This window comes from Halopseudomonas sp. (genome assembly GCF_038130085.1).
Taxonomy (GTDB): Bacteria; Pseudomonadota; Gammaproteobacteria; order Pseudomonadales; family Pseudomonadaceae; genus Halopseudomonas.
This window is the reverse complement of sequence record NZ_JAYPMU010000002.1, coordinates 45,789-67,109: the sequence shown is the minus strand read 5'-3', so window position 1 is coordinate 67,109 and position 21,321 is coordinate 45,789. Positions and strand designations below refer to the sequence as shown.

20 protein-coding genes are annotated in these 21,321 nt (G+C 63.4%); 2 read left to right on the top strand and 18 right to left on the bottom strand.

What is annotated here, in order from left to right; all coding sequences use genetic code 11:
- Positions 1-222: 222 nt before the first annotated feature.
- The 6 genes from pepN to AAFM31_RS01850 form a co-directional block, all read right to left on the bottom strand.
- On the bottom strand, positions 223-2,877 hold the full coding sequence (gene pepN / locus AAFM31_RS01875) for an aminopeptidase N (RefSeq protein ID WP_341706197.1): 2,655 nt from the start codon (positions 2,875-2,877) through the stop codon (positions 223-225).
- 84 nt (positions 2,878-2,961) lie between these two features.
- Positions 2,962-3,768 (bottom strand): DUF2797 domain-containing protein, encoded by an 807-nt coding sequence (locus AAFM31_RS01870; protein WP_341706395.1) that lies wholly within the window; start codon positions 3,766-3,768, stop codon positions 2,962-2,964.
- A 32-nt stretch (positions 3,769-3,800) separates the two neighbouring features.
- Positions 3,801-4,067, bottom strand: coding sequence for a DUF1315 family protein (locus AAFM31_RS01865; protein ID WP_341706196.1), 267 nt, complete (start codon positions 4,065-4,067; stop codon positions 3,801-3,803).
- Positions 4,068-4,110: 43 nt separating this feature from the next.
- On the bottom strand, positions 4,111-4,947 hold the full coding sequence (locus AAFM31_RS01860) for a rhomboid family intramembrane serine protease (protein ID WP_341706195.1): 837 nt from the start codon (positions 4,945-4,947) through the stop codon (positions 4,111-4,113).
- Between the two features lie 8 nt (positions 4,948-4,955).
- Positions 4,956-5,915 carry a metallophosphoesterase gene (locus AAFM31_RS01855; RefSeq protein WP_341706194.1) on the bottom strand — a complete coding sequence of 320 codons (960 nt, stop codon included), beginning with the start codon at positions 5,913-5,915 and terminating at the stop codon, positions 4,956-4,958.
- A gap of 7 nt (positions 5,916-5,922) precedes the next feature.
- A complete protein-coding gene (locus AAFM31_RS01850; protein ID WP_341706193.1) occupies positions 5,923-6,807 on the bottom strand; it encodes an NAD(+) kinase in 885 nt (294 codons plus the stop codon).
- Positions 6,808-6,907: 100 nt separating this feature from the next.
- Here AAFM31_RS01850 and AAFM31_RS01845 point away from each other — a divergent pair, with 100 nt between their 5' ends.
- Positions 6,908-7,810, top strand: coding sequence for a DUF1853 family protein (locus AAFM31_RS01845; protein WP_341706192.1), 903 nt, complete (start codon positions 6,908-6,910; stop codon positions 7,808-7,810).
- Between the two features lie 12 nt (positions 7,811-7,822).
- Here AAFM31_RS01845 and AAFM31_RS01840 read toward each other — a convergent pair whose 3' ends face one another.
- Positions 7,823-8,683 carry a hypothetical protein gene (locus tag AAFM31_RS01840; protein ID WP_341706191.1) on the bottom strand — a complete coding sequence of 287 codons (861 nt, stop codon included), beginning with the start codon at positions 8,681-8,683 and terminating at the stop codon, positions 7,823-7,825.
- A 232-nt stretch (positions 8,684-8,915) separates the two neighbouring features.
- Positions 8,916-10,952, bottom strand: coding sequence for an NADPH-dependent 2,4-dienoyl-CoA reductase (locus AAFM31_RS01835; RefSeq protein ID WP_341706190.1), 2,037 nt, complete (start codon positions 10,950-10,952; stop codon positions 8,916-8,918).
- A 168-nt stretch (positions 10,953-11,120) separates the two neighbouring features.
- Between AAFM31_RS01835 and AAFM31_RS01830 the strand changes: the two genes are divergently transcribed.
- Entirely contained in the window at positions 11,121-12,143 is a 1,023-nt protein-coding gene (locus AAFM31_RS01830) for an AraC family transcriptional regulator (protein WP_341706189.1), read from the top strand.
- Between the two features lie 237 nt (positions 12,144-12,380).
- Here AAFM31_RS01830 and AAFM31_RS01825 read toward each other — a convergent pair whose 3' ends face one another.
- From AAFM31_RS01825 to AAFM31_RS01780, 10 genes are read right to left on the bottom strand one after another with little or no spacing between them, the layout of a single operon-like run.
- Positions 12,381-13,115 (bottom strand): adenosylcobinamide-GDP ribazoletransferase, encoded by a 735-nt coding sequence (locus AAFM31_RS01825; RefSeq protein ID WP_341706188.1) that lies wholly within the window; start codon positions 13,113-13,115, stop codon positions 12,381-12,383.
- On the bottom strand, positions 13,112-13,687 hold the full coding sequence (locus AAFM31_RS01820; RefSeq protein WP_341706187.1) for an alpha-ribazole phosphatase family protein: 576 nt from the start codon (positions 13,685-13,687) through the stop codon (positions 13,112-13,114). Before AAFM31_RS01820 ends, AAFM31_RS01825 begins: the two co-directional genes overlap by 4 nt.
- A complete protein-coding gene (cobT, locus tag AAFM31_RS01815; RefSeq protein ID WP_341706394.1) occupies positions 13,684-14,739 on the bottom strand; it encodes a nicotinate-nucleotide--dimethylbenzimidazole phosphoribosyltransferase in 1,056 nt (351 codons plus the stop codon). Before cobT ends, AAFM31_RS01820 begins: the two co-directional genes overlap by 4 nt.
- Positions 14,733-15,254 carry a bifunctional adenosylcobinamide kinase/adenosylcobinamide-phosphate guanylyltransferase gene (gene cobU, locus AAFM31_RS01810; RefSeq protein ID WP_341706186.1) on the bottom strand — a complete coding sequence of 174 codons (522 nt, stop codon included), beginning with the start codon at positions 15,252-15,254 and terminating at the stop codon, positions 14,733-14,735. The genes cobT and cobU overlap by 7 nt, the downstream gene beginning before the upstream one ends.
- Positions 15,247-16,707, bottom strand: a complete 1,461-nt coding sequence (locus AAFM31_RS01805) for a cobyric acid synthase (RefSeq protein WP_341706185.1) — start codon at positions 16,705-16,707, stop codon at positions 15,247-15,249. Before AAFM31_RS01805 ends, cobU begins: the two co-directional genes overlap by 8 nt.
- Entirely contained in the window at positions 16,704-17,696 is a 993-nt protein-coding gene (gene cobD, locus AAFM31_RS01800) for a threonine-phosphate decarboxylase CobD (RefSeq protein WP_341706184.1), read from the bottom strand. Before cobD ends, AAFM31_RS01805 begins: the two co-directional genes overlap by 4 nt.
- Positions 17,689-18,603, bottom strand: coding sequence for an adenosylcobinamide-phosphate synthase CbiB (gene cbiB, locus AAFM31_RS01795; protein WP_341706183.1), 915 nt, complete (start codon positions 18,601-18,603; stop codon positions 17,689-17,691). Before cbiB ends, cobD begins: the two co-directional genes overlap by 8 nt.
- The gene (locus AAFM31_RS01790) at positions 18,600-19,397 is read right to left on the bottom strand and encodes a cobalamin-binding protein (protein ID WP_341706182.1); all 798 of its coding nucleotides are present in this window, start codon (positions 19,395-19,397) and stop codon (positions 18,600-18,602) included. The genes cbiB and AAFM31_RS01790 overlap by 4 nt, the downstream gene beginning before the upstream one ends.
- Positions 19,397-20,044 (bottom strand): 5,6-dimethylbenzimidazole synthase, encoded by a 648-nt coding sequence (gene bluB / locus AAFM31_RS01785; protein ID WP_341706181.1) that lies wholly within the window; start codon positions 20,042-20,044, stop codon positions 19,397-19,399. Before bluB ends, AAFM31_RS01790 begins: the two co-directional genes overlap by 1 nt.
- Complete coding sequence (locus AAFM31_RS01780) at positions 20,041-21,321, bottom strand: cobyrinate a,c-diamide synthase (protein WP_341706393.1); 1,281 nt, start codon at positions 21,319-21,321, stop codon at positions 20,041-20,043. The genes bluB and AAFM31_RS01780 overlap by 4 nt, the downstream gene beginning before the upstream one ends.

Sequence of the window (21,321 nt, the reverse complement as noted above, 5' to 3'; positions counted from 1 at the left end):
TACGGGAACACGTTTATTATTAAATCCGGCTCACACCCCACGCAGGCGCACTCCGGAAAAGTTATCCCTTCAGCGGACAACGCATATTAGAGGCCCGCAAGGCGCGGCACAAATACCTCTCGGTAATTTTTTATTAAAATTTCGCCCTTGCGTGTGCCGAGTAACTCATTTATCGACGTTCACTTCAAGACCCGCGACCCAGACAGCCGCGGGTCTGATGACTCAGGCAAGCGACTTACTTACCACCTCGTAGACGTCCGGCGATAGCGGGCTTTCTGCCATTATGCGGGCCAGTTGCGCCTTCATCAGCTCCTGACGCTGACCTTCGAACTTGCGCCAGCGGCTCAACGGGGTCACCAAACGCGAGGCAATCTGCGGGTTGCTGCGATCCAGCTCGATGATGCGATCAGCCAGGAAGGCGTAACCACTGCCGTCCATTGCATGGAAATTGACCAGATTCTGGTTGGCAAAAGCACCGATCAGCGCACGCACCTTGTTCGGGTTGCGCATGGTGAACAGCGGGTGCTCCATCAACTTGGATACGCGATCCAAGGCACCGGGCTGAGCCGCGGCGGCCTGAATGCTGAACCACTGGTCCATCACCAACGGGTAATCAGCCCAGCGCTCGGCGAATTCGGCCAGCGCCGCTTCACGTTGTTGCTCGAACGGCGAGTTGACCAGAGCAACCAGCGCGGCCTGACGGTCGGTCATATTGGTGGCTTCAACAAACTGGCGCACGCACCAGCCAACCACCTGCTGCTCACCGGTCAGCATCAGATAGGCCAGCAGGCTGTTCTTTAGGCTGCGGCCAGCCATGGCATCGGCCTTGGCGCTGAAGGCCCCTGCACCCGCCGCAGACAGAATCTGGTAACGCGCCGACATCTCATCGCGCAGCGCCTCGGCCAGCGCCCGGCGCAGCCACTCACGGGCATAGTGGATAGCATCCACATCCGCCACCTCGGCCAGCTCGATCAGATAGGCTTCGGACGGCAGGCGAATGATTTCGGCCACCATCGCGGCGTCCAGTTCCGTGTCGGTAATCACACTGCGCATGACCTCGACCAGGCGCTGATCCAGATTCAACGGTCGACCGGCGCGGTGAATCTCTACCAGCCCTTCCAGCACATCCACGGCCAGGCCTTGCGCCGCCTCCCAGCGGTTGAAACCGTCGGGGTCATGCTTGGCGAGGAACACCCGGTCATCGCGGCTGTAGGGGTAGCTCAGCTTGACCGGTGCGGAGAAGCCACGCAGCAGCGACGGTAGCGGGCAGCTGGGCACATTCTCGAACACCAGCGTCTGCTCAGCCTCGGTGATCGAGACCACCGCTTCAGTGCCCAACGCCTTGCCATCGAGCTGCAACGGCAGCTCATTGCCGTCGCGATCCAGCAGGGCCATGCGCACCGGAATCACCTGCGGCAGCTTGTCCGGCTGGCCCGGGGTTGGCGGACACACCTGAGTAAAGTGCAAGCGGTATTCGCGACTGGCCGCGTCGTATTCGCTGCGCACATTCAGGCGCGGCGTACCGGCCTGGCTGTACCAGCGCTTGAACTGGGTGAAGTCCGCGCCGTTGGCGTCTTCCAGTGCCTTGATAAAGTCGTCGCAGGTGACTGCCTGACCATCGTGGCGCTCGAAGTACAGGTCAGTACCCTTGCGGAAGCCTTCTTCGCCCAGCAGGGTGTGCAGCATGCGCACGACTTCAGCGCCCTTCTCGTACACCGTCAGGGTGTAGAAGTTGGAGATCTCGATAAAGGAATCCGGACGTACCGGGTGCGCCATGGGGCCGGCGTCTTCGGCAAACTGGTTGGCACGCAGGAAGGTGACATCCTCGATGCGCTTGACCGTGCGCGAGTTCATGTCGGCAGAGAATTCCGAGTCGCGGAAGACGGTGAAGCCTTCTTTCAGCGACAGCTGGAACCAGTCACGGCAGGTCACCCGGTTGCCCGACCAGTTGTGGAAGTACTCGTGCGCCACCACGGCTTCAACGCGCTGGAACGCCATATCGGTGGCGGTATCCTGCTGTGCGAGCACGCAGCTGGAGTTGAAGATATTGAGGCCCTTGTTCTCCATCGCCCCCATGTTGAAGTCGTTAACCGCAACGATCATGAAGATGTCCAGATCGTACTCGCGGCCGTAGACCTCTTCGTCCCAGCGCATGGAGCGCTTGAGGCTGTCCATCGCGTGGTCGCACTGGGTGCGGTTTTCCGGCTCGACGTAGATGCGCAGATCAATGGTGCGACCGCTCATGGTGGTGAAGCTGTCCTGCAGCAGGCACAGATCGCCAGCGACTAGGGCAAACAGGTAGGCCGGCTTGGGGAACGGATCTTCCCAGCTGACCCAGTGGCGACCGCCTTCGTGCTCGCCGGAGGCAATCGGGTTGCCGTTGGACAACAGCACCGGATAGCGCTCGCGCTCGGCAATCACCGTGGTGGTGAAGCGGCTCATCACGTCCGGGCGATCAAGGTAGTAGGTAATCTTGCGGAAGCCTTCGGCCTCGCACTGGGTGCAGAACATGCTGCCGGACTTGTACAGCCCTTCCAGCGCAGTGTTGTTCTGCGGCTCGATACGGGTGGTCAGGGCCAGTTCGAAGCGGGCGCTGGCCGGCTGCAGGGTCAGGCTGTCGCTGTCGACCTGATAGGCGCCCTCGCCCAGCTCCTGCTCCTCCAGCACCACCTTCTGCAGCTCCAGCTGCTGACCATCCAGCACCAGCGGCGGCAAGGCATTTTCGGCATGGCGATCAGTGTTCAGGCGCACGGCCAGCCGGCTGTGCACCAGCGCGTGGTCTTCAAACAGCTCAAAGGTCAGCTGGGTCTCGTCGATCCAGTAGTCCGGCGCCTTGTAGTCCTTGAGGTAAATCGTCTTCGGTTGTTCGGTACGCATCTCTGAGCTCCGCTGCAGCCGGGGCGAGCCGGCCGATGAATCATGTTCGGCCGCCCTGCTGCAGGGCGGCCCTGCCGTAATGGCTCAACTGGCGCTGAAGGCCAGCTGATAGGCTGTGTACTTGCGAATGTTGATCACCGCGGTGTCGAGCAGCAAATACTGCCCCTTGATGCCGAGCAAGGTGCCTTCGAGCACCGGCTCCTTGTCCAGGTTGGCCGATTGCGGTTTGGCAACGTAGTGCTCAACCGGATAGCGAATCTCCAGTGGTTCAGCCTGCGGCAGCAGCTGCACCGCCTGCAACCCGAAGCGAGCCTGCAGCTCGGCGATGCCCGCCTCGGCGTGGTCCAGCAAGCGATCGCGCTCGGCGCAGAGATCCAGCGGCTCGGGGTCACCCTTGAGCAAGGCACGCCAGTTGGTCTTGTCTGCCACCTGCTGACGCAGCAGGTCTTCAACCAGGCCGGACTGTTGGCGAGTCGCAACGCGCAGAATCGGCAGCGCTTGGCTGGCACCCTGATCAACCCAACGGGTTGGCACCTGCGTAGCCCGGGTGATACCGACCTTGAGACCCGACGAGTTGGCCAGATAGACGATGTGATCGGTCATACAGAACTGCTCGCCCCAGGCCGGCTCACGACAGGTGCCCTGGTCGTAATGGCATTTTTCCGGGCTCATGATGCAGCTGTCGCACTGCGCGAGCTTGGTGAAACAGGGGTAGCAATAGCCCTGACTAAAGCTCTTCTTGGTCTTGCGACCACAGTGCACGCAATGAATCGGCCCCATCGCTTCAAGCCGGATGGTCTTGCCCAGCAGACCGTTGAGCGGCACCCGCTCCTCGCCAATAGGCAGGCTGTAGTCGACCGGCGCGTCGGCCACGTCGAGCCGACCAATCATCTTGCTGACACTGCCCTCGAATTGCAGAACACTCAATGGAGGGTCTCCGAGCCGGTCGAAAACAGAATGTTGGGGACTTCCTTCTGCTGCGATTTGCAGGCCTGCGGCCCCATGTAACCGGTACGCTCCTCTTCCGGCAGGTTGTCCTGTTCCCAGGCGATCATCGCCTGCAGGCACAGTTCCTTCTGCTCACGCGTCAGCTTGCGGCCATCCGGCCACTTGCCAATCTCCACAGCCAGCTTGAGGCTCTGGTAGATATCAGGGGTGATGTTGCGCAGCATATCGATGAAAGTGGTCATCGCGCCTCCCGCTGGAATGATGAAAAGCCACTATTGTACTCGCTCACCGCAGCCGCTGCAGCGTTCCGGCGACCGCACCAATGGCGCAACCGGCGAGGAAACCGCTGACGTGCGCCGCATTGGCGATGGCACCAAAGCCAAGCAAGGTGATGAGCCCGGTCATGCACAGCACCAGCCACGCGAGCATCATGATAATCACGCCACGTGGCAGATCGAAGAACACATTGGGGGCCAGCTTCTGGTAAACCCAGCAATAGCCAAGCAGCCCATAGAGCACGCCGGACAGCCCGCCAAACAGGCTGCTGCCGCTCCACAGCCACTGGGCGGTGTTGGACACCACGCCGATCAGCAGCGTCAGCCCAAGCAGCCAGAGCCCACCCGAGCGCATTTCGATACGCCGTCCCAGCTCCCAGTACCAGAGTGCATTGAACGCCAGATGCATTACGCCAAAGTGCAGAAAGATCGGCGTAATCAGCCGCCACCACTGGGCCATGTCTGGCTGCGCCGCCAGATAGCCGGAGGCCTCCAGCGGCGTGAAGGTAAACATCACGATGCCACGCGCATCGCTGCCCAGCCCGGACAGCAGCGCCACCACCGCGGTGATCACCAGCACCGCAAGGGTGACCGGAATCAGGCGGTGGGCCTGGCGCCAGAACTGTGCCGCCGGACTGGGTGGGCGCGCCGCTACGGGCTCGTCCGGCAGTGCCTGCGGCCCCTGTGCGTAGACTGCGCGAACGATCTGAGCAGCAGCTTCATCAACCACCCACACCACCTGCATGCCGCCCTCTTCCACCACCCGGTGCACTACGCCACGGCTACGCAGAAAGCGCACCAGCGGTGACAGATCTTCATCGAGTTGGCAGGTCAGCGCCTTAAGCATGGAATTCCTCAATCGAGTTTGGGTACATCGACCCAGACAAAATGGTCTCGGTCCAGATGACGCTCACCGTCCCAGCGGTAGGCCACCAGCTTGCCGTATTTGACTGCGCTGTAATCCAGACAGGCCAGGTTCGGACGAATCGGATGCGGCCGGCCCTGCTGCCAGTAATGCCCCACAAACAGCAGTGGCTGTTCCGGGCCATAGATCAACAGCTCGGCGCGCTGATCATCACTGAGCGGCCTGGCGGCGATTTCGGTGGGCAGCGCATCGGGCTGAAACACCACATCGCCATAGGTCAGCGGCGCCTCTTCCCAGAACTTGGTGCGGAAGAAGGCGCGGGTAAAACCGTCTTTACCTGTCATGGTCATGCCGTGCGGCAGCCGCATATCGGTGCCGCGCAACAGGCGATCGAAGGTCTGCGCGGCGAAGCTGCCCCGCTCAACCGAAGCTTCGATAAACTCGCGATCCACTCGCCCATCGGGATACTGCTCACGCAGCGGTTGAATCAGCCGCGCATCCCAGCACGCATGCACCATGCGAAACAGACCAAAATCGAGAAACAGCGGCATTTGGCCGAACCAGCCGACAAACTCACGCCACTCCTGCGGCCACTGGGCAAACTGCTCCAGAGTGTCGCCGATCAGGCGCAAATGTCGCTCGTTGTGCTCGCGCAAATATTCTCGGCCACTGCCCGCGGGAGCTCGGGTTTCCCAGCACAGCGCGTTGAATTCATGGTTACCCATGATGCACTGCGCCTCGCCTGCCTCGACCATGCCATGCACGATATGCAGGGCCTCACGGATGCGCGGGCCACGGTCGATGATGTCACCGAGAAACAGTGCCTTGCGCTGCGGATGGCGCCAGACGCCCGACTGCACGCGGTAGCCCATGAGGTCGAGCAGGTGTTCCAGCGTATGCGCACAACCGTGCACGTCGCCGATGATGTCGTAGCCCTGATTCTCGACCATCAGCGGCCTACTGATCCGTCAGGCGGCTAGACCAGCCGAGCTTGCTGCGACAGATGGCGTAGAAATTGTGGTCCAGCGGGTGCAGCAGACGCAGCTTCTGTGGTTTCTTGCGAATGGTGATGCTGTCGCCAGGCGCGCAGGAAATGTGCACCTGACCGTCGCAACTGACTTGCGGATAGATACCGCTCTGTTTGGAGATGATGATTTTCAGCTCGCTGTTGCCGTCGACGACAATTGGGCGGCTCGACAAGGTATGCGGAAACATCGGCACCAGCACCACCGCGTCCAGCTTGGGATGCATGATCGGGCCACCGGCGGACAGCGCATAAGCGGTAGAACCGGTCGGAGTGGCGACAATTAAACCGTCGGATTTCTGGCTGTAGACAAACTGGCCGTCCACATACAGCTCAAATTCGATCATCCGCGCCGACTTGCCCGGATGCAGCAGCACGTCGTTTAGGGCTTCACTGGTCCCCAGTTGCTCCTCGCCGCGGCGCACGAACGCGTCGAGCAGGAAGCGGGTTTCAACCATGTATTTGCCCGCCAGCACGTCGCCGACCTTTTGCTCCAGCTCATCCGGCGGGATGTCAGTGAGAAAGCCCAGGCCGCCACGGTTAACACCCAGTACCGGAATGTTGTAGCGGCACAGCGCACGGGCGGCGCCGAGCAGACTGCCGTCACCACCAACCACAATCACCAGATCACAGATCTCGCCCATCATCTTGCGCGAGCAAACCTGCTGCTGGTGGCCGGGCAGCAACTCGGCGACGGAGTCCTCAAGAATCACGGTGTGCCCGGTATCAAGGAGAAAGCGCTTCAGGCGCTTGAGGGTATCGACCACGCGCCCGCTGCCGAGGCGTCCGATGAGACCGATATTGCGGAACTGATCCATACCACCCCTTTGCGTTCGACGATGAGATACCCGAGACTGAGCGGGAACCGAGCGCAGATTATTCCGCAGCCAGCCTGGGCTGGCAAATACGAGAGCCTTCATGCTGCCAGCCTTTCAACACGCCAGCATCCGCGATATGGCCTGGATTGCCCTCAGTCCGGCCCTGCTCGACAGCCAACTGCTGCCGATTCGCGACCCACTGCAGGGCAGTGTCTGGCGCGACGATCCCGAGCAACTACTGCACGCCCTGTGCCGCCTCGACCAGGAGCCGGCACCGCTGACGGCGTTGATCGGCGAGTCATCGGACCGGCGCCTCGGCAATTATTACGAGCGACTCTGGCACGCGCTACTGCAACTGGCGCCCGACACCCGCGTGCTGGCGCACAATCTGGCGCTGCGTGACGGCGCGCAAACCTTTGGTGAGCTGGATCTGATCATGCAGGCCGCCGACGACGCCATCATCCATCTGGAACTGGCAATCAAGTTCTATCTGGCCAGACCCGAGTTGCAATCCGCTCACAGCGCCACCAGCGATCCGGCCAACTGGTGGGGTGTGGACCCACGCGACAACCTGGCCAACAAGCTGAAGCGACTGCGCGAACATCAATTACCACTGGCGGACCGACTGGCCGAACTGGCAACGGCGCATCGCGCATTGCCACTACCCGACTGTTCCGCCGCATGGCTGCAGGGCGGGCTTTTCCAGCACCTGCACGACCCGATGCCGCCGGTGCCTGGGCAGCAGCCCGGAGCGACGCTGAACTGGTGCCACCGGCATGAACTGAAGACGCTCGACGCGGAGCAACAGTGGTTAGCGATGGCTCACAAGGCGTGGCTCATGCCACCGGAGCCGAACCACGCGGAGGCTCTGAGCGCGGCCCAGATGCGCGCGCTGAGTGATCAGGCAGGCAACAAACGCGCGGTCATGTTCTGTCGGGCAGGACAGGCTCCCCTGGCAAGTGAACGCCTGTTATGTGTTGATGATGTCTGGCCGAATGGCTAGACGGAAAGAGCACTACTCCAGATCGCTGGCGGTCTTGTTCTGATATTTACCCAGTTCGCGCTTGAGCGCCGCGTTGATCCGCTGCTGCTCGGCGAGCTCCTGTTTGATATCCAGCAATTCACCCTGAACGATCTCCAGGTGGTCCGCGTGGATCCCCTTGAGTTCTACCAGCGCCTGCTCCTTTTCCAGCACCATCGCCTTGAGCCTGGTGCCCAGCGCTTCGATCTGCTTGCGCAACTCCCGGACTTCCTGCGCGTGTCGATCACGCAACTGTTGCTGCTCGTCCGCCGCTGGCGGCGGCGGTGGCGGTGTATTGGTCAGCGGAATAAGGTCGTCAGCATCATTTACCTGACCGCCACCGTACCAGGTGTCTTCCGCCGCCATGTGCAGGCGCTCGGGAGCGATGTAGCGAATGGTTTCTTCGTCGTCGCCGAGAATCCCCAGCGCGTTGTGGGCCACGGCTTCCTTGATCAGCGCCAGGTCGTTGCTGTTCGCACGGGTACCCGGCTTCCAGAGCATGGGGCGATACTGCGGTTGCTTGTTGAAGCCGAGACAGACCAGTCGAATCGGTCCACCGCCCATATCCGGGCCGCGGTCACCGCGCTCAGCGATCTGCCGCAGGGGCAGGTTCCACAGGCGGTTAACATAACCATCGAGGTCGAAATCGATATTGAAGAACACTGCAGAGCGCACGTGTAGCCGCGTGTTGATCTGCAGAAACACCGCCTGCACCGTTTCGTCGGCGTACTCGGGTGCCGACACAAGACCATCCAGCAGCGCCTCAAACTCGGGATACAGCATCTCCTTCGAGATACCTCGCTCCGAAAAGAACATGACCGCCTCAGTCAGCAGCGGCTTTGTTGGCGTATTCATGAACCCTTCTCCTTGCCCCGAGCAACACTTTGCGCTTTTTTTGGGGCCAATGCACCCCGCGCATTCTCTGGCAACAAGTGTAGGCAAAAGGTTCATTCAGGTGTGTGACCGACTTGGCAAGCGATCGGCCGCTGATGCACAAGTAGGGGAGAAAAGCGGACATCCGTCGCAGAACGGATGCAAACGGCAGCGCCCGAGAGCCGGGCGCTGCGCGCGGATTACCTCAGACCGATCAGAGCGCGGCCGCCAGGCGCGAGCCCTGGTCGATAGCACGCTTGGCATCCAGCTCGGCTGCCACGTCGGCGCCGCCGATCAGATGAACGGTCTTGCCGGCAGCAACCAGGCCATCCTGCAGCTCGCGCAGCGGCTCCTGGCCTGCGCAGAGGATGATGGTGTCGACCGGCAGGACCTTCGGCTCGCCGCTCTCGCCAATGCTGATGTGCAGGCCTTCGTCGTCCACCTTGAGGTAGTTGACCGAGTTCAGCATCTGCACCTGCTTGCTCTTCAGTCCGGCACGGTGAATCCAGCCAGTGGTCTTGCCCAGGCCATTACCCACCTTGCTGCTCTTGCGCTGCAGCAGGTAAACCTCACGGGCCGGCGGATGTGGCTGCGGCTTGATGCCCGCAATACCCCCACGCGCCTTCAGCTCCGGATCAATCCCCCACTCTTTCCAGAACAGGTCGATGTCCTGGCTTGGGCTGGTGCCCTGATGGGTGATCATCTCGGAGACGTCAAAGCCGATACCACCCGCACCGATCACGGCAACCTTCTGACCCACCGGCTTGCGCTGCAGAATGGCATCCAGATAGCTAATAACCTTCGGATGGTCGATACCCGGAATCTCCGGCGTGCGCGGCACGATACCGGTAGCGAGAATAACCTCGTCAAACTCGGTCAGATCGCTCGCATCAACACGGCGGTTGAGTTCCAGCTTGACGCCGGTCTTCTCGATGCGCTTGCCGAAGTAACGCAGGGTCTCGTAGAACTCTTCCTTGCCCGGCACCAGCTTGGCGATGTTGAACTGGCCACCGATCTTGTCGGCGGCATCAAACAGGGTGACCTGATGACCACGCTCGGCGGCCACGGTTGCCGCGGCCAGACCGGCCGGGCCAGCGCCCACCACCGCAATGTTCTTCACCTGAGTGGTCGGAATGAAGTTCAGCTCGGTCTCGTGGCAGGCACGCGGGTTGACCAGACAGCTGGTCAGCTTGCCACCAAAGGTGTGATCCAGACAGGCCTGGTTGCAGCCGATACAGGTATTGATCTCTTCGGCACGACCGGCAGCGGCCTTGTTGACGAATTCCGGGTCAGCGAGGAACGGGCGGGCCATGGAGATCATGTCGGCGGCGCCTTCGGCGACCAGCTGATCGGCCAGCTCTGGGGTATTGATGCGGTTGGTAGTCACCAGCGGGATCGATACCTCGCCCTTGAGCTTGGCGGTCACCTTGGCGAACGCCCCACGCGGCACCTTGGTGGCGATGGTCGGAATACGTGCTTCGTGCCAGCCGATACCGGTGTTGATGATGGTCGCACCGGCCTTCTCGATTGCCTTGGCCAGCATGACAATCTCATCCCAGGTGCTGCCGCCTTCGACCAGATCTAGCATCGACAGGCGATAGATGATGATGAACTCGGGACCAACTGCTTCGCGTACGCGGCGGACAATTTCCACCGGCAGGCGCATGCGGTTTTCGTAGCTGCCGCCCCAGCGGTCGGTGCGCTTGTTGACGTGGGCAACCAGGAACTGGTTGATGAAGTAGCCTTCCGAGCCCATGACTTCCACGCCGTCGTAACCCGCTTCCTTGGCCAACGAGGCACAACGGGCGAAGTCAGCGATCTGCTTCTCGATGCCTTCCTCGTCCAGCTCCTTGGGAGTGAACGGGTTGATCGGCGCCTGTACCGCGCTGGCAGACACCTGCTTGGGGCTGTAGGCATAGCGGCCGGCGTGCAGAATCTGCATGCAGATCTTGCCACCCTCGGCGTGCACCGCGTCGGTGATGACCTTGTGCTGGGCCGCTTCTTCCGGCGTAGTCATCTTGGCCGCACCGTGGGCAACACAGCCCTCGTCATTCGGGCCGATGCCGCCGGTCACGATCAGACCCACACCGCCGCGGGCGCGTTCGGCAAAGTAGGCAGCCTGGCGGTTAAAGCCGTTCGGGCGCTCTTCCAGGCCAGTGTGCATCGAGCCCATCAGGGTACGGTTACGCAGCGTGGTAAAGCCCAGGTCCAGCGGGGCCAGCAGGTGCGGATACAGAGATTGTTCGCTCATCGGATACTCCGGCATCGTCATCAGGATCGGCGCTACGGATACCTGTCCGGCGCCTCGTTATGGAGCCAACAATAGGCCGAGCCCAGCACTTACTCAATAACCCGAAGTGACACTTTTATAACCCTGAATTACACTGGCGCCGAGCCCTCCACAGCGAATACCTCTGCCATGAAACTCGGTGACATCTCCGTTGGATATCTGCTCAGCCTGCGCGACGTCGTCCAGCGCCTCGGCCACGATCCAGCGCCGCTGCTGAGCCGCTTCAAGATCAGTGACGAGCTGCTGGCCCAGCCCCAGGGCAGGATCAGCATCCCGCGGTTCATGCGCCTCGGTAACGCAGCGATTCGCTATACCCGCGAACCAGCCATCGGCCTGCTGATGGGCCAGTTCAGTCGCATCAGCCACCTCGGCCTGGCAGGCATGGCAGCGCAGTGCGCCCCGAGCCTGCGCGCTGCGTTCGGCACCATGATCGAGTTTGAGCTGCTGGGCAGTCAGAACTACCGTGGCCATTCGAGCTTCGAACCACCGGCCGTGCGCTTCTACTCGATCAGCCCGTACAACATGTTCAACCTGTTCGTAGTGGACTCGGCGCTGGCGGCGCGAGCGCAGATTGGCCGTGACCTGACCGGCGGGCGGGCGCAGCTGCGCGAGGTGCACATTGAGTTTCCGGCGCCCCCCTATGCCGCGCGCTACGAGGCGGTATTCGGCTGCCCGGTGCATTTCGAGCAGGCGCACAACCAGATTGTCTGGGAGCCGCGCAGCCTCGACCTACCGTTGGAGCAAAGCGCCGCTGCCACCCACGCCGATCTGCGCGAGCTATGCCAGCAGCGCCTGACTGAGCTGACCCGCCATCGGGGGTTGCGTGAGCGGGTCGAGACGCTGGTTGCACCGCAGCTCGACGGCCAGCCGCCAACGCTGGCAGAGGTTGCGGCAGAACTCGGGCTGCCCGCCTGGACCCTGCGCCGACGCCTGCAACAGGAAGCGGGGACCCACTATCAAAGCATTATCGACGAGATGCGCCGCGAGCTCGCGGTGACCTACATCCGCGATACCGAGATAGCGCTAGGGGAAATTGCGTTCTTGCTGGGGTTTTCGTCGCCGGAGGCGTTTCAGCGCGCCTTCAAGCGCTGGACAGGCGCTGCGCCCGGCAGTTACCGGAAAGCAATCTTTGCAGAAAACAAAGCGGAATAGCTTTTAGAACAGATAGTTAAGCAATAATTGGAGAAATGACGCGAAGAGCAATTACAGCTCTTCGGCATCTTCCACGTCGTCGTCCCACTGCTGGGATTGCAGCTCGATCAACTCTTCAATGTAATCACTCATGTGATCTTCCTTCTTTGCTTGTCTGTTGTGAGATCGACCTTAGCGGCCGCAGATGACAGTCAGATGAAGGTTAACCACAGAGGTTCCCCAAGGGATTGATCTGCATCAGCCAAGCAGCACAACCAGAGCTACCAGCAGCGCCGCCTCCAGCACTTCGACCAATGCGCCTGCGGTATCACCGGTGGTACCACCGATCCGCGCACGCAGGCGCTGGCGCCAGAGCAGCGTCAGCAACACCGCGACCAGCAGCACCAGTAACCCGCTCCAACCAAACAGCAGCACCAGCACGGCATGCAGCAGCAGTACCTGCAACAGACGACTGCGGGGCATCTGCTCGACCAGCTGCGCCCCCATACCCTGCGGACGCACGTAGGGAGTGCAGAGCAACAAGCCGGCCAGCGCGCCGCGTGCCACCCAAGGCACCAGCAGCAGTGCGGGCCAGAAACCAGATTCAAGCAGGCTGACCAACGCCGCCCACTTGAGCAGCAACACCAGCACCAACGAGATCACACCCATCGGCCCACAAGCCGGGTCTTTCATGATCGCCAGGGTGCGCTCGACACTGCCCATACCGCCAACCCAGGCGTCTGCCGTGTCCGCCAAACCATCCAGATGCAGCCCGCCGCTGAACCAAACCCAGAACACCAGTATTAGCGCCGCCTTGAGCGGAGCGTCAAGATCACCCAGCAGTGCGGCCCACAGCGCTAGTGCCAACCCGAGCAACACGCCCACCGCCGGATACCACAGCAGCGAACGCCCCAGCTCCTGCGCAGTGGGTGCGCGCCAGAGGCGAACCGGGATACGACTGAGCAACTGCAGCGCCAGACCAAACGCAATCACGCGTGCAGCTCCTCAACAGTGCCGCCAGCGTAGCGCAGCCGATGCAGTGCGCCGTGCTCTACCTCCACCTGCAACAGCTGACTCGGCGGCAAGCCACGTGCCGCCGCGAGCAGCAATCGCATCACCCCACCGTGGGTAACCAGCAGCAAAGTCTGATTGGCATACTCCTGCTCCAGCTGTGCCAATGCTGCCCAGACACGCTCGGAAAATTGGGTCATCGGCTCGCCATCCGGCGGAGTGAAACCGTAGGGGTCGTTCCAGAATGCGGCCAGCGCATCAACTTGGTCGACCATCAGGTCGCGGGGATGACGCCCTTCCCACAGGCCGAAGTGCAGCTCGCGCAGGCCCTCTGCGTACTTCAGCGGCAGCCGGTCACGCAGGCTCAGCTGTAGCGCGAACTGGGCGCAGCGGCGCAGCGGGGAGCTGACGATGCGCTGCCACTGCGGCTGCTCCGGCAACGCCGCCCACATCTGCTGCCAACCCTGCTCGGTCAGGTCGTCATCCAGACTGCCGCGCAGGCCGCCACCCAATTCGGTCTCACCATGACGCAGTAACAGCAGGGTCAAACTCATTTGAGACTCCCGGACACCGCCGCTTCAGTAAAGGTCGCCATTTCATTGTGCAGCCGGCAGGCCGCCTGCAGCAGCGGCACCGCGAGTGCCGCCCCGCTCGCCTCACCCAGCCGCAGATCCAGCGACAGCAGCGGCTCGGCATCCAACTCCTGCAGCAACAAGCAATGCCCGGGCTCGGCGCCGCGGTGACTGTAAAGCAGCCAGCCCGCCACATCCGGGTTCATGCGCACCGCGCAGAGCGCAGCCGCCGTCGTGATGTAACCGTCGACCAGCACCGCAATGCCTTGCTGCGCAGCCGCGATATACGCCCCGGCAAGCGCGGCCACTTCCAGTCCGCCAACCCGGCGCAGCGCCTCGTATGCCTCATCGGCATACGGTCGGTGATGCGCGACGGCCCGTTCAATTACCTTGGTCTTGTGGCGCAGCGCGAGCGGCGACAGGCCGGTCCCCACGCCCACCAGCTCGGCCACCGGGCGATTCATCAGCAAGGCCGACAGCGCGCAGGCACTGCTGGTGTTGCCAATACCCATCTCACCGCCGATAAACAGCTCGGCGCCAGCGGCGGCAGCCCGCTCAATCGCAGCTGCTCCGGCCTGCAGCGCCGCATCGCACTCGGCGGTAGTCATCGCCGCGCCATGCAGAAAACTTGCTGTTCCGGCAGCGATATTGAGATGGCGCACGCCCGGCAGCGGCGCGATCTCGAGCGCCAGTCCCAGATCAATCAATTCCAGCGGCGCTCCCAGGTGTCGCGCCAAAACACTGATCGCGGCGCCGCCGTGAGCGAAGTTCGCCAGCATCTGGCCGGTTACCTCCTGCGGAAACGCCGAAACGCCCTCCGCCGCGATACCGTGATCGGCGGCAAAAATGCTGATCCACAGCCGCTCCAGACTGGGCGCGCCGCGCCGCTGCAGACTGGCGAGCGTCACCGCAACCTGCTCCAGCCGACCGAGTGAGCCAGCCGGCTTGGTCAGCTGCGCCTCACGTGCCAGCGCTTGCGCCCGCCGTCCCATATCGACCGGCTGCGCCGGCTGCTGCCACCACGCGCTCACAATGGCTCTCCTTTCAACACCTGCGGCAAGCCCGCGACGCAAAACACCACTCGCTCGCAGTCGGCCGCCAGCGCCTGATGCAACCACCCGGCCTCGTCGACAAAGCGGCGCGTCAACTCGCCCATCGGCACCACGCCGAGCCCAGTCTCGTTGCTCACCAGCAACACCCGCCCCGGTAAAGTGGGCAGCGTTTCCAGCAACGCGCTGCGTTCACGCGCCCACGCCTGCGGGTCGTCGGCCAGCAGCAGGTTACTCAGCCACAGCGTCAGGCAATCGACCAGCAGACAGCGGCCTTCACGGGCCTGCTCACGGAGCACCTGTGCCAGCGCGAACGACTCCTCGACCAGCGCCCAATGAGCCGGACGCTGATCACGGTGGCGTTCGACGCGCTCGCGCATTTCCGCATCGCGCGGCTGGCAGGTCGCGATATACACCACTTCCAGACGGCTGGCGGTCGCGAGCTGCTCTGCCAGTCGACTCTTGCCCGAGCGAGCACCGCCCAGAATCAGCTCAGCCATGGCTCACCCCACACAACGCACGCAGGGCGGCCGTATCCAGATGCTGTTCGACCAGATCGGCAAGCCGATCCAGATCGCGTTCGCGCAGGGCCGCATAGTCCACCCCCTGCGCCGCCCGCAGTCCGGCCCAACCCAGCAGCGCCTGCTGCGCGGCGGGAGACTCAAACAGGCCGTGCAGATAGGTACCTGCCACCTGCCCGTCATCACTCAGCGCCCCGTCGGCCCGGTCGTCATTCAGCAGCACCAGCGGATTCTCCAGCGCCTCGCCCTCACTGACACCTGCGTGAATTTCGTAGCCACTGACCTCACCACTATCTAGGCGCAGCCGTCCGTGCACGTTGCGCAACTGTTTTTCCGCGCGCAGCTCGGTGGTCATCGCCAGCAAGCCCAGACCCGGCTCGGAGCCAGCCGCGCCTTCCAGCCCCAGCGGATCGGCAATCAGACTGCCGAGCATCTGAAACCCGCCACAGATTCCCAGTACCCGGCCGCCATAGCGCAGATGGCGGGCAATGTCCTGATCCCAGGCCTGCGCCCGCACGTGCTGCAGATCCGCCCGCACACTCTTGGAGCCGGGCAGAATGATCAGGTCAGCCGGCGGCAACGTCTGCCCGGCCGGAACGAACCGCAGATCGACCTGCGGATGCAGGCGCAACGGGTCGAAGTCGGTGTGATTGCTGATGCGCGGCAACACCGGCACCACGACCCGCAGGGCATCGGCAGCGCTGCCAACCTGACGGGTCTCGACCGCGTCTTCGGCTTCCAGATGCAGATCGTGCAGATACGGCAGCACGCCAAGCACCGGTTTGCCGGTGTACTGCTCCAGCCAACGCAGGCCCGGCTCCAGCAGCGCGATGTCGCCACGGAAACGGTTGATGACAAAGCCCTTTACCCGCGCCTGCTCGGACTCGGATAGCAGCGCCAGCGTCCCGGCCAGATGCGCGAATACGCCGCCCTTGTCGATATCGGCCACGATGATCACCGGGCAATCGACTGCCTCGGCAAAGCCCATATTGGCAATATCGCCTTCACGCAGATTGATCTCGGCCGGCGAACCGGCGCCCTCAACCATCACCACCTGCGCCCATTCACAGAGACGACCGTGGGCAGCCAGCACCGCCTGCATCGCGGTCGGTTTATAGGCGTGATAGCTCACCGCGTCCATGGTGCCGATCGGGTGGCCGTTGATAATCACCTGTGCGCCCACATCGGTATTAGGCTTGAGCAGAATCGGATTCATGTCGGTGTGGGTCGGCAGGCGCGCGGCCTGCGCCTGTACCGCCTGCGCCCGGCCAATCTCGCCGCCATTGGCGGTCACCGCGGCATTCAGCGCCATGTTCTGCGGCTTGAACGGCGCTACCACCACATTCTGGCGCACCAGCCAGCGGCACAAGGCGCTGACCAGCGTGCTTTTGCCGGCATCGGAGGTGGTGCCCTGCACCATCAGCGTCGTCATGTACGTTTTCTCATGCGGGTGTTCAGGGCCTGCTCAAGCCGCTCCCAATCACGCTGGTGATGGGGCAAGCCAAAGCGCAGACCATTGAGGGCCGGGAACAGGCGCACCAGTACGCCCTGCCTGGCCAGATTGAGATACAGCTGTTCGGCGCACGGGGACTCGCGCCATTGGAACAAACCACAGCCCCCGCCACCGCTCAAACCGGCCTGCGTCAGCAGCGCATCGAGTCGCGCGCTGGCGGCCTGTAGCCGATAACGCCAGAGCTGCTGGGTGCCGCCATCCATCAGCGCGGCGAGGCCAACCGCTCGGGCTGGACCACTGACAGCCCATGGACCAAGCTGTTGCTCCAATTGGCTGAGCAACGCTGGCTGCGCCAATGCAAAGCCGAGGCGCAACCCGGCCAAGCCGAAGAACTTGCCCAGCGAGCGCAGCACGATCAGCCCGGTACGGTCGGTATATCCGGCCAGGCTGTGCTCAGGGGTAACATCCATAAAGGCTTCGTCGACCACCAGCCAGCCGTCGCGAGCGGCCAGATCGGCATGCCAGCCAAGCAGCTGTTCGGCACTCAGCCGCTGCCCGGTCGGGTTGTTCGGGTTCACCGCCACCAGCACATCGAGTTCGCCGAGCACCTGCGGCAGGTCCGCCAAGGTGACGCTGCGCACCGCGTGGCCGCCGCGGCGCCAGGCCTCGGCGTGTTCGGCGTAGGTCGGCTCCAGCACCCCTACCCGGCTGTTTGCCCGCAGTGCTGGCAGCGCCTGAATTGCCGCCTGCGAGCCGGCCACCGGCAGCGCGGCGGGGGCACCATAATAGTCGCAGGCAACGCCTTGCAGGTTGTCATCGGTTTCCGGCAAACGCTGCCAGATCGACTGCGGCAGTGCCGGCACTGGCCAGGCAAAGGGTGCGATGCCGGTCGACAGATCCAGCCATTGCTCCACGGGACGCTTGAAGCGCCGGGCTGCCTCGCGCAAACGCCCGCCGTGTTCAAGCATGGCTCAGCCCCCAGACCAATACGATCACCAGCACCCACAGCAGCACGCTGCGGCGCACCAGCGTCAGCGCACGATCAATGTCGGCCGCACAGGCGCGCGGGCCTTCACCCAGCAGCGGGCGCTCTTCAAGGCGGCCGTGGTACATCGCCGGGCCGCCCAACTCACGCCCCAGCGCGCCGGCGCCCGCGGCCATCACCGGCCCGGCATTGGGGCTGTCCCACAGCGGGGCCTGCTTGCGCCAGCAACGCCAGGCAAGTCGCGCGTTGCCGCATAGCGCATAGCTCAAGGCGACCAAGCGCGCAGGAATGAAATTGAGCAGGTCGTCCAGCCGCGCGGCGACACGGCCAAACAGCAGAAAGCGCGGTGAGCGATAGCCCCACATGGCATCCAGGGTGTTGGCCAATCGGTACAAAACGACACCGGGCGCGCCAGCCACAGCGAACCAGAACAGCGCTGCAAACACCGCATCACTGCCGTTCTCCAGCACCGACTCGACGGTGGCGCGGGCGACACCCTCCTCGTCCAGCTCGCGGGTGTCGCGGCTGACCATCCGCCCGACCAGCTCACGCGCACGGGTCAGATCGCCACGCTCAAGCGCCCGGGCAACAGGCCGCGCATGTGCGCCCAGGCTTTCCCAACCGATGGCGGCATACAGGCAGACCAGCGACACCAGCCAGCCGATCACCGGCTGTGCTGCCAACCACCAGACCAGGACTACCGGCGGCACCACCGCCAGCATCCAGGCCAGCGCGCCGCGGGCGATACTACCGCCTGCCGCGTTGTTTAGCCGCCGTTCCAACCCGGCGGCAAGATTGCCAAACCCGACCAGCGGATGATGCCGGCGCGGCTCGCCGAGCAGCGCATCCAGCGCCACTCCGGCTACGACCAGTGGGCCGAGCAGGCTCATGACTGTGCCCAGCGCTGGATCAATGTGGCGAGCTGATCCAGCCCGTCGGTCAGCGCGCCAATGCCGGGCTGCAGAATGTCAGCCGACTTGATTTCAAACAGCTGCGCCTGCGCCACCGCCGGGACCCCGCCCCAGCCGTCGCGCTCGACCACCTGTTCAGGGCGAAACCGCTTGCCGCACCACGAACCAATAATGATATCCGGCGCACGCTGCACCACCTCCAGCGGGTCAGCAATGATCCGCTGCTTGGCCCGTGGCAAGGTGGCCAGATCGCTGAAACAATCTTCACCGCCGGCCAGCGTGATCAACTCGCTGACCCAACCAATACCGCTGATCAGCGGTTCATTCCACTCTTCGAAATAGACACGCGGACGACGCGGCAACGTGGCTGCCTGAGCGGCAACCGCCGCCATGCGCTGCTCCAGTTCCTGAATCAGCGCCTCGGCACGCTCGGTCGCACCCACCAGCGCGCCCAGCGTGCGAATCATGCGCAGAATGCCGGCGATGCTGCGCTGGTTGAACAGGTGAACTTCCAGCCCGGCGCGCGCCAGCTCGGCCACAATGTCCGCCTGCAGATCGCAGTAACCGAGTACCAGATCCGGCTGCAGGGCGAGGATTTCGTCGTGCTTGGCGCTGGTAAACGCACCAATCTTGGGTTTTTCCTTACGCGCCTGCGGCGGGCGCACGGTGAACCCGGAGATACCGACGATGCGCTCTTGCTCACCGAGCCGGTAGAGCACCTCGCAGGTTTCAGTCGACAGGCAAACAATACGTTGCGGCCCGAACGCGCTCATCAGCGCTCCTCCCATTGATCAGTAAACAGCATGTCTTGCAGCGGCCGAGGCGTGGCCCAGTCCTCCTGCTCCAGCATGGGTCTGCTGTAGAACGCATCGACCGGCCCCAGACAAAGCACCGCGACCGGCCGCGCGCCCGCCGGCAATGCGAGCAGATCTGCCAACGCTGGCGGATCAAACAACGACACCCAGCCCATGCCCAGCCCTTCCGCGCGCGCCGCCAGCCAGAGGTTCTGGATCGCGCAGGCCGTCGAAGCCAGATCCATCTCGGGCATGGTGCGGCGGCCAAACACGTGCGCCTCACGCCCCGGCGGCAAGACCACAACCAGCAGCTCGGCGCAGCTCAGCACCCCTTCAACCTTGAGCCGCATGAACTCGTCTTCCCGCTCGCCCAAGGCCCGCGCCGTCTCCAGCCGCTCCTGCTCCACCAACTGGTGAATCGACTCACGCAGCGCCTGACGGGTAATACGCACAAAGCGCCACGGCTGCATCAGACCGACACTCGGCGCCTGATGCGCCGCCTGCAGCAGCCGCTGCAGCTGTTCCGCCGGCACCTCGCCCGCAGCAAAGTGGCGCATGTCGCGGCGCTCACGTATGGCGCGGTAGACCGCGTCACGCTCCTGCGGGTCAAAGGCGTAGCGATTCATGGCCGGAACAGTGCTGCCGCGGCCTGCGGATTGCTCGGCAGGTAGAAGTGGATATAGGAAGCCGTCAGCCTGCCCTCACGGAATACCGCTTCGCTGGTGCGCCGGTAGTTCGGGCATTCACCCTGTGCCAGCGGCTGCAGCGCGCAGTCGAGCAACGAGTGGTGATAGGTATGCCCGCGCAGAGTGCCCTCGGGCAGCCGTACTTCCTGCAGCGCCAATGCCGCCAGACGCAACTGCATGGTTGCCTTGCCCGGCAGCAAGCCGGCCATACGGTGCTGCTCGCCATCACGATCAATCAGGGCATCGAACAGATAGAGCATGCCGCCGCACTCAGCGACCAGCGGTTTGCCAGCAACATGATGGGCATGCAGCGCCTGCGCCATCGCGGCATTGGCCGCCAGCGTTTCACCATGCAGTTCGGGGTAGCCGCCGGGCAGATACAGGCTGTCGACCTCAGGCAGTGCGCTGTCGGTCAGCGGCGAGAAGAAGATCAGCTCGGCGCCCATTGCCTGCAACAGCGCCAGATTGGCCTGGTAGATGAAGGCAAAGGCCTGATCCCGCGCCACACCGATACGCACACCCGCCAGCAGCGGTTGCAGGGCCTCGGCACTCGGCGCCGGGAAGCTCACCGGCTCCGGCAAGGGCGCACCACTGCTTTGCTCCAACGCATCGGCCGCCGCGTCCAGCCGCGCCAGCAGATCCGGCAGCTCTGCCGCCTGCACCAGACCGAGATGCCGGCTGGGCAGCTCCAGATCCGCCGCCCTCGGCAGGCCGCCGTACCAGTGCAGGCTGTCTGGCAGACTGTCGCGCAGAATCTCACCGTGACGGACACTGCCGAGCTTGTTGCCCAGCACCCCGGCAAAGCCAAGGTCCGGCTGGAAGTTCGCCAGCCCCCAGGCCATTGCCGCGAAGGTTTGCGCCATACCGGAACCGTCGATCACGCCCAGCACCGGCACGCCAAACTGGCGCGCCAGATCAGCTGCCGACGGGGTACCGTCGAACAGCCCCATCACCCCCTCGATCAGGATCAGGTCTGCTTCCGCGGCAGCCTCCCAGAGCAGCCGACGAGACTGTTCCAAACCGACCATCCACAGATCCAGCTGATACACCGGTGCACCGCTGGCGGCCTGCAGAATCATCGGATCGAGAAAATCCGGGCCGCATTTGAATACTCGCACCTTACGGCCCTGACGGCTGTGCAGCCGCGCCAGTGCGGCCGTTACCGTGGTCTTGCCCTGCCCGGAAGCCGGTGCGGCGATCAACATCGCCGGGCACAT

Excerpts from the sequence above, each read along its gene's own strand:
- pepN (WP_341706197.1), bottom strand. The coding sequence starts at position 2,877 with ATGCGTACCGAACAACCGAAGACGATTTACCTCAAGGACTACAAGGCG.
- AAFM31_RS01870 (WP_341706395.1), bottom strand. The coding sequence starts at position 3,768 with ATGATTGGTCGGCTCGACGTGGCCGACGCGCCGGTCGACTACAGCCTG.
- AAFM31_RS01865 (WP_341706196.1), bottom strand. The coding sequence starts at position 4,067 with ATGACCACTTTCATCGATATGCTGCGCAACATCACCCCTGATATCTAC.
- AAFM31_RS01860 (WP_341706195.1), bottom strand. The coding sequence starts at position 4,947 with ATGCTTAAGGCGCTGACCTGCCAACTCGATGAAGATCTGTCACCGCTG.
- AAFM31_RS01855 (WP_341706194.1), bottom strand. The coding sequence starts at position 5,915 with ATGGTCGAGAATCAGGGCTACGACATCATCGGCGACGTGCACGGTTGT.
- AAFM31_RS01850 (WP_341706193.1), bottom strand. The coding sequence starts at position 6,807 with ATGGATCAGTTCCGCAATATCGGTCTCATCGGACGCCTCGGCAGCGGG.
- AAFM31_RS01845 (WP_341706192.1), top strand. The coding sequence starts at position 6,908 with ATGCTGCCAGCCTTTCAACACGCCAGCATCCGCGATATGGCCTGGATT.
- AAFM31_RS01840 (WP_341706191.1), bottom strand. The coding sequence starts at position 8,683 with ATGAATACGCCAACAAAGCCGCTGCTGACTGAGGCGGTCATGTTCTTT.
- AAFM31_RS01835 (WP_341706190.1), bottom strand. The coding sequence starts at position 10,952 with ATGAGCGAACAATCTCTGTATCCGCACCTGCTGGCCCCGCTGGACCTG.
- AAFM31_RS01830 (WP_341706189.1), top strand. The coding sequence starts at position 11,121 with ATGAAACTCGGTGACATCTCCGTTGGATATCTGCTCAGCCTGCGCGAC.
- AAFM31_RS01820 (WP_341706187.1), bottom strand. The coding sequence starts at position 13,687 with ATGAGTTTGACCCTGCTGTTACTGCGTCATGGTGAGACCGAATTGGGT.
- cobU (WP_341706186.1), bottom strand. The coding sequence starts at position 15,254 with ATGGCTGAGCTGATTCTGGGCGGTGCTCGCTCGGGCAAGAGTCGACTG.
- AAFM31_RS01805 (WP_341706185.1), bottom strand. The coding sequence starts at position 16,707 with ATGACGACGCTGATGGTGCAGGGCACCACCTCCGATGCCGGCAAAAGC.
- cobD (WP_341706184.1), bottom strand. The coding sequence starts at position 17,696 with ATGCTTGAACACGGCGGGCGTTTGCGCGAGGCAGCCCGGCGCTTCAAG.
- cbiB (WP_341706183.1), bottom strand. The coding sequence starts at position 18,603 with ATGAGCCTGCTCGGCCCACTGGTCGTAGCCGGAGTGGCGCTGGATGCG.
- AAFM31_RS01790 (WP_341706182.1), bottom strand. The coding sequence starts at position 19,397 with ATGAGCGCGTTCGGGCCGCAACGTATTGTTTGCCTGTCGACTGAAACC.
- bluB (WP_341706181.1), bottom strand. The coding sequence starts at position 20,044 with ATGAATCGCTACGCCTTTGACCCGCAGGAGCGTGACGCGGTCTACCGC.
- AAFM31_RS01780 (WP_341706393.1), bottom strand. The coding sequence starts at position 21,321 with ATGTGCCCGGCGATGTTGATCGCCGCACCGGCTTCCGGGCAGGGCAAG.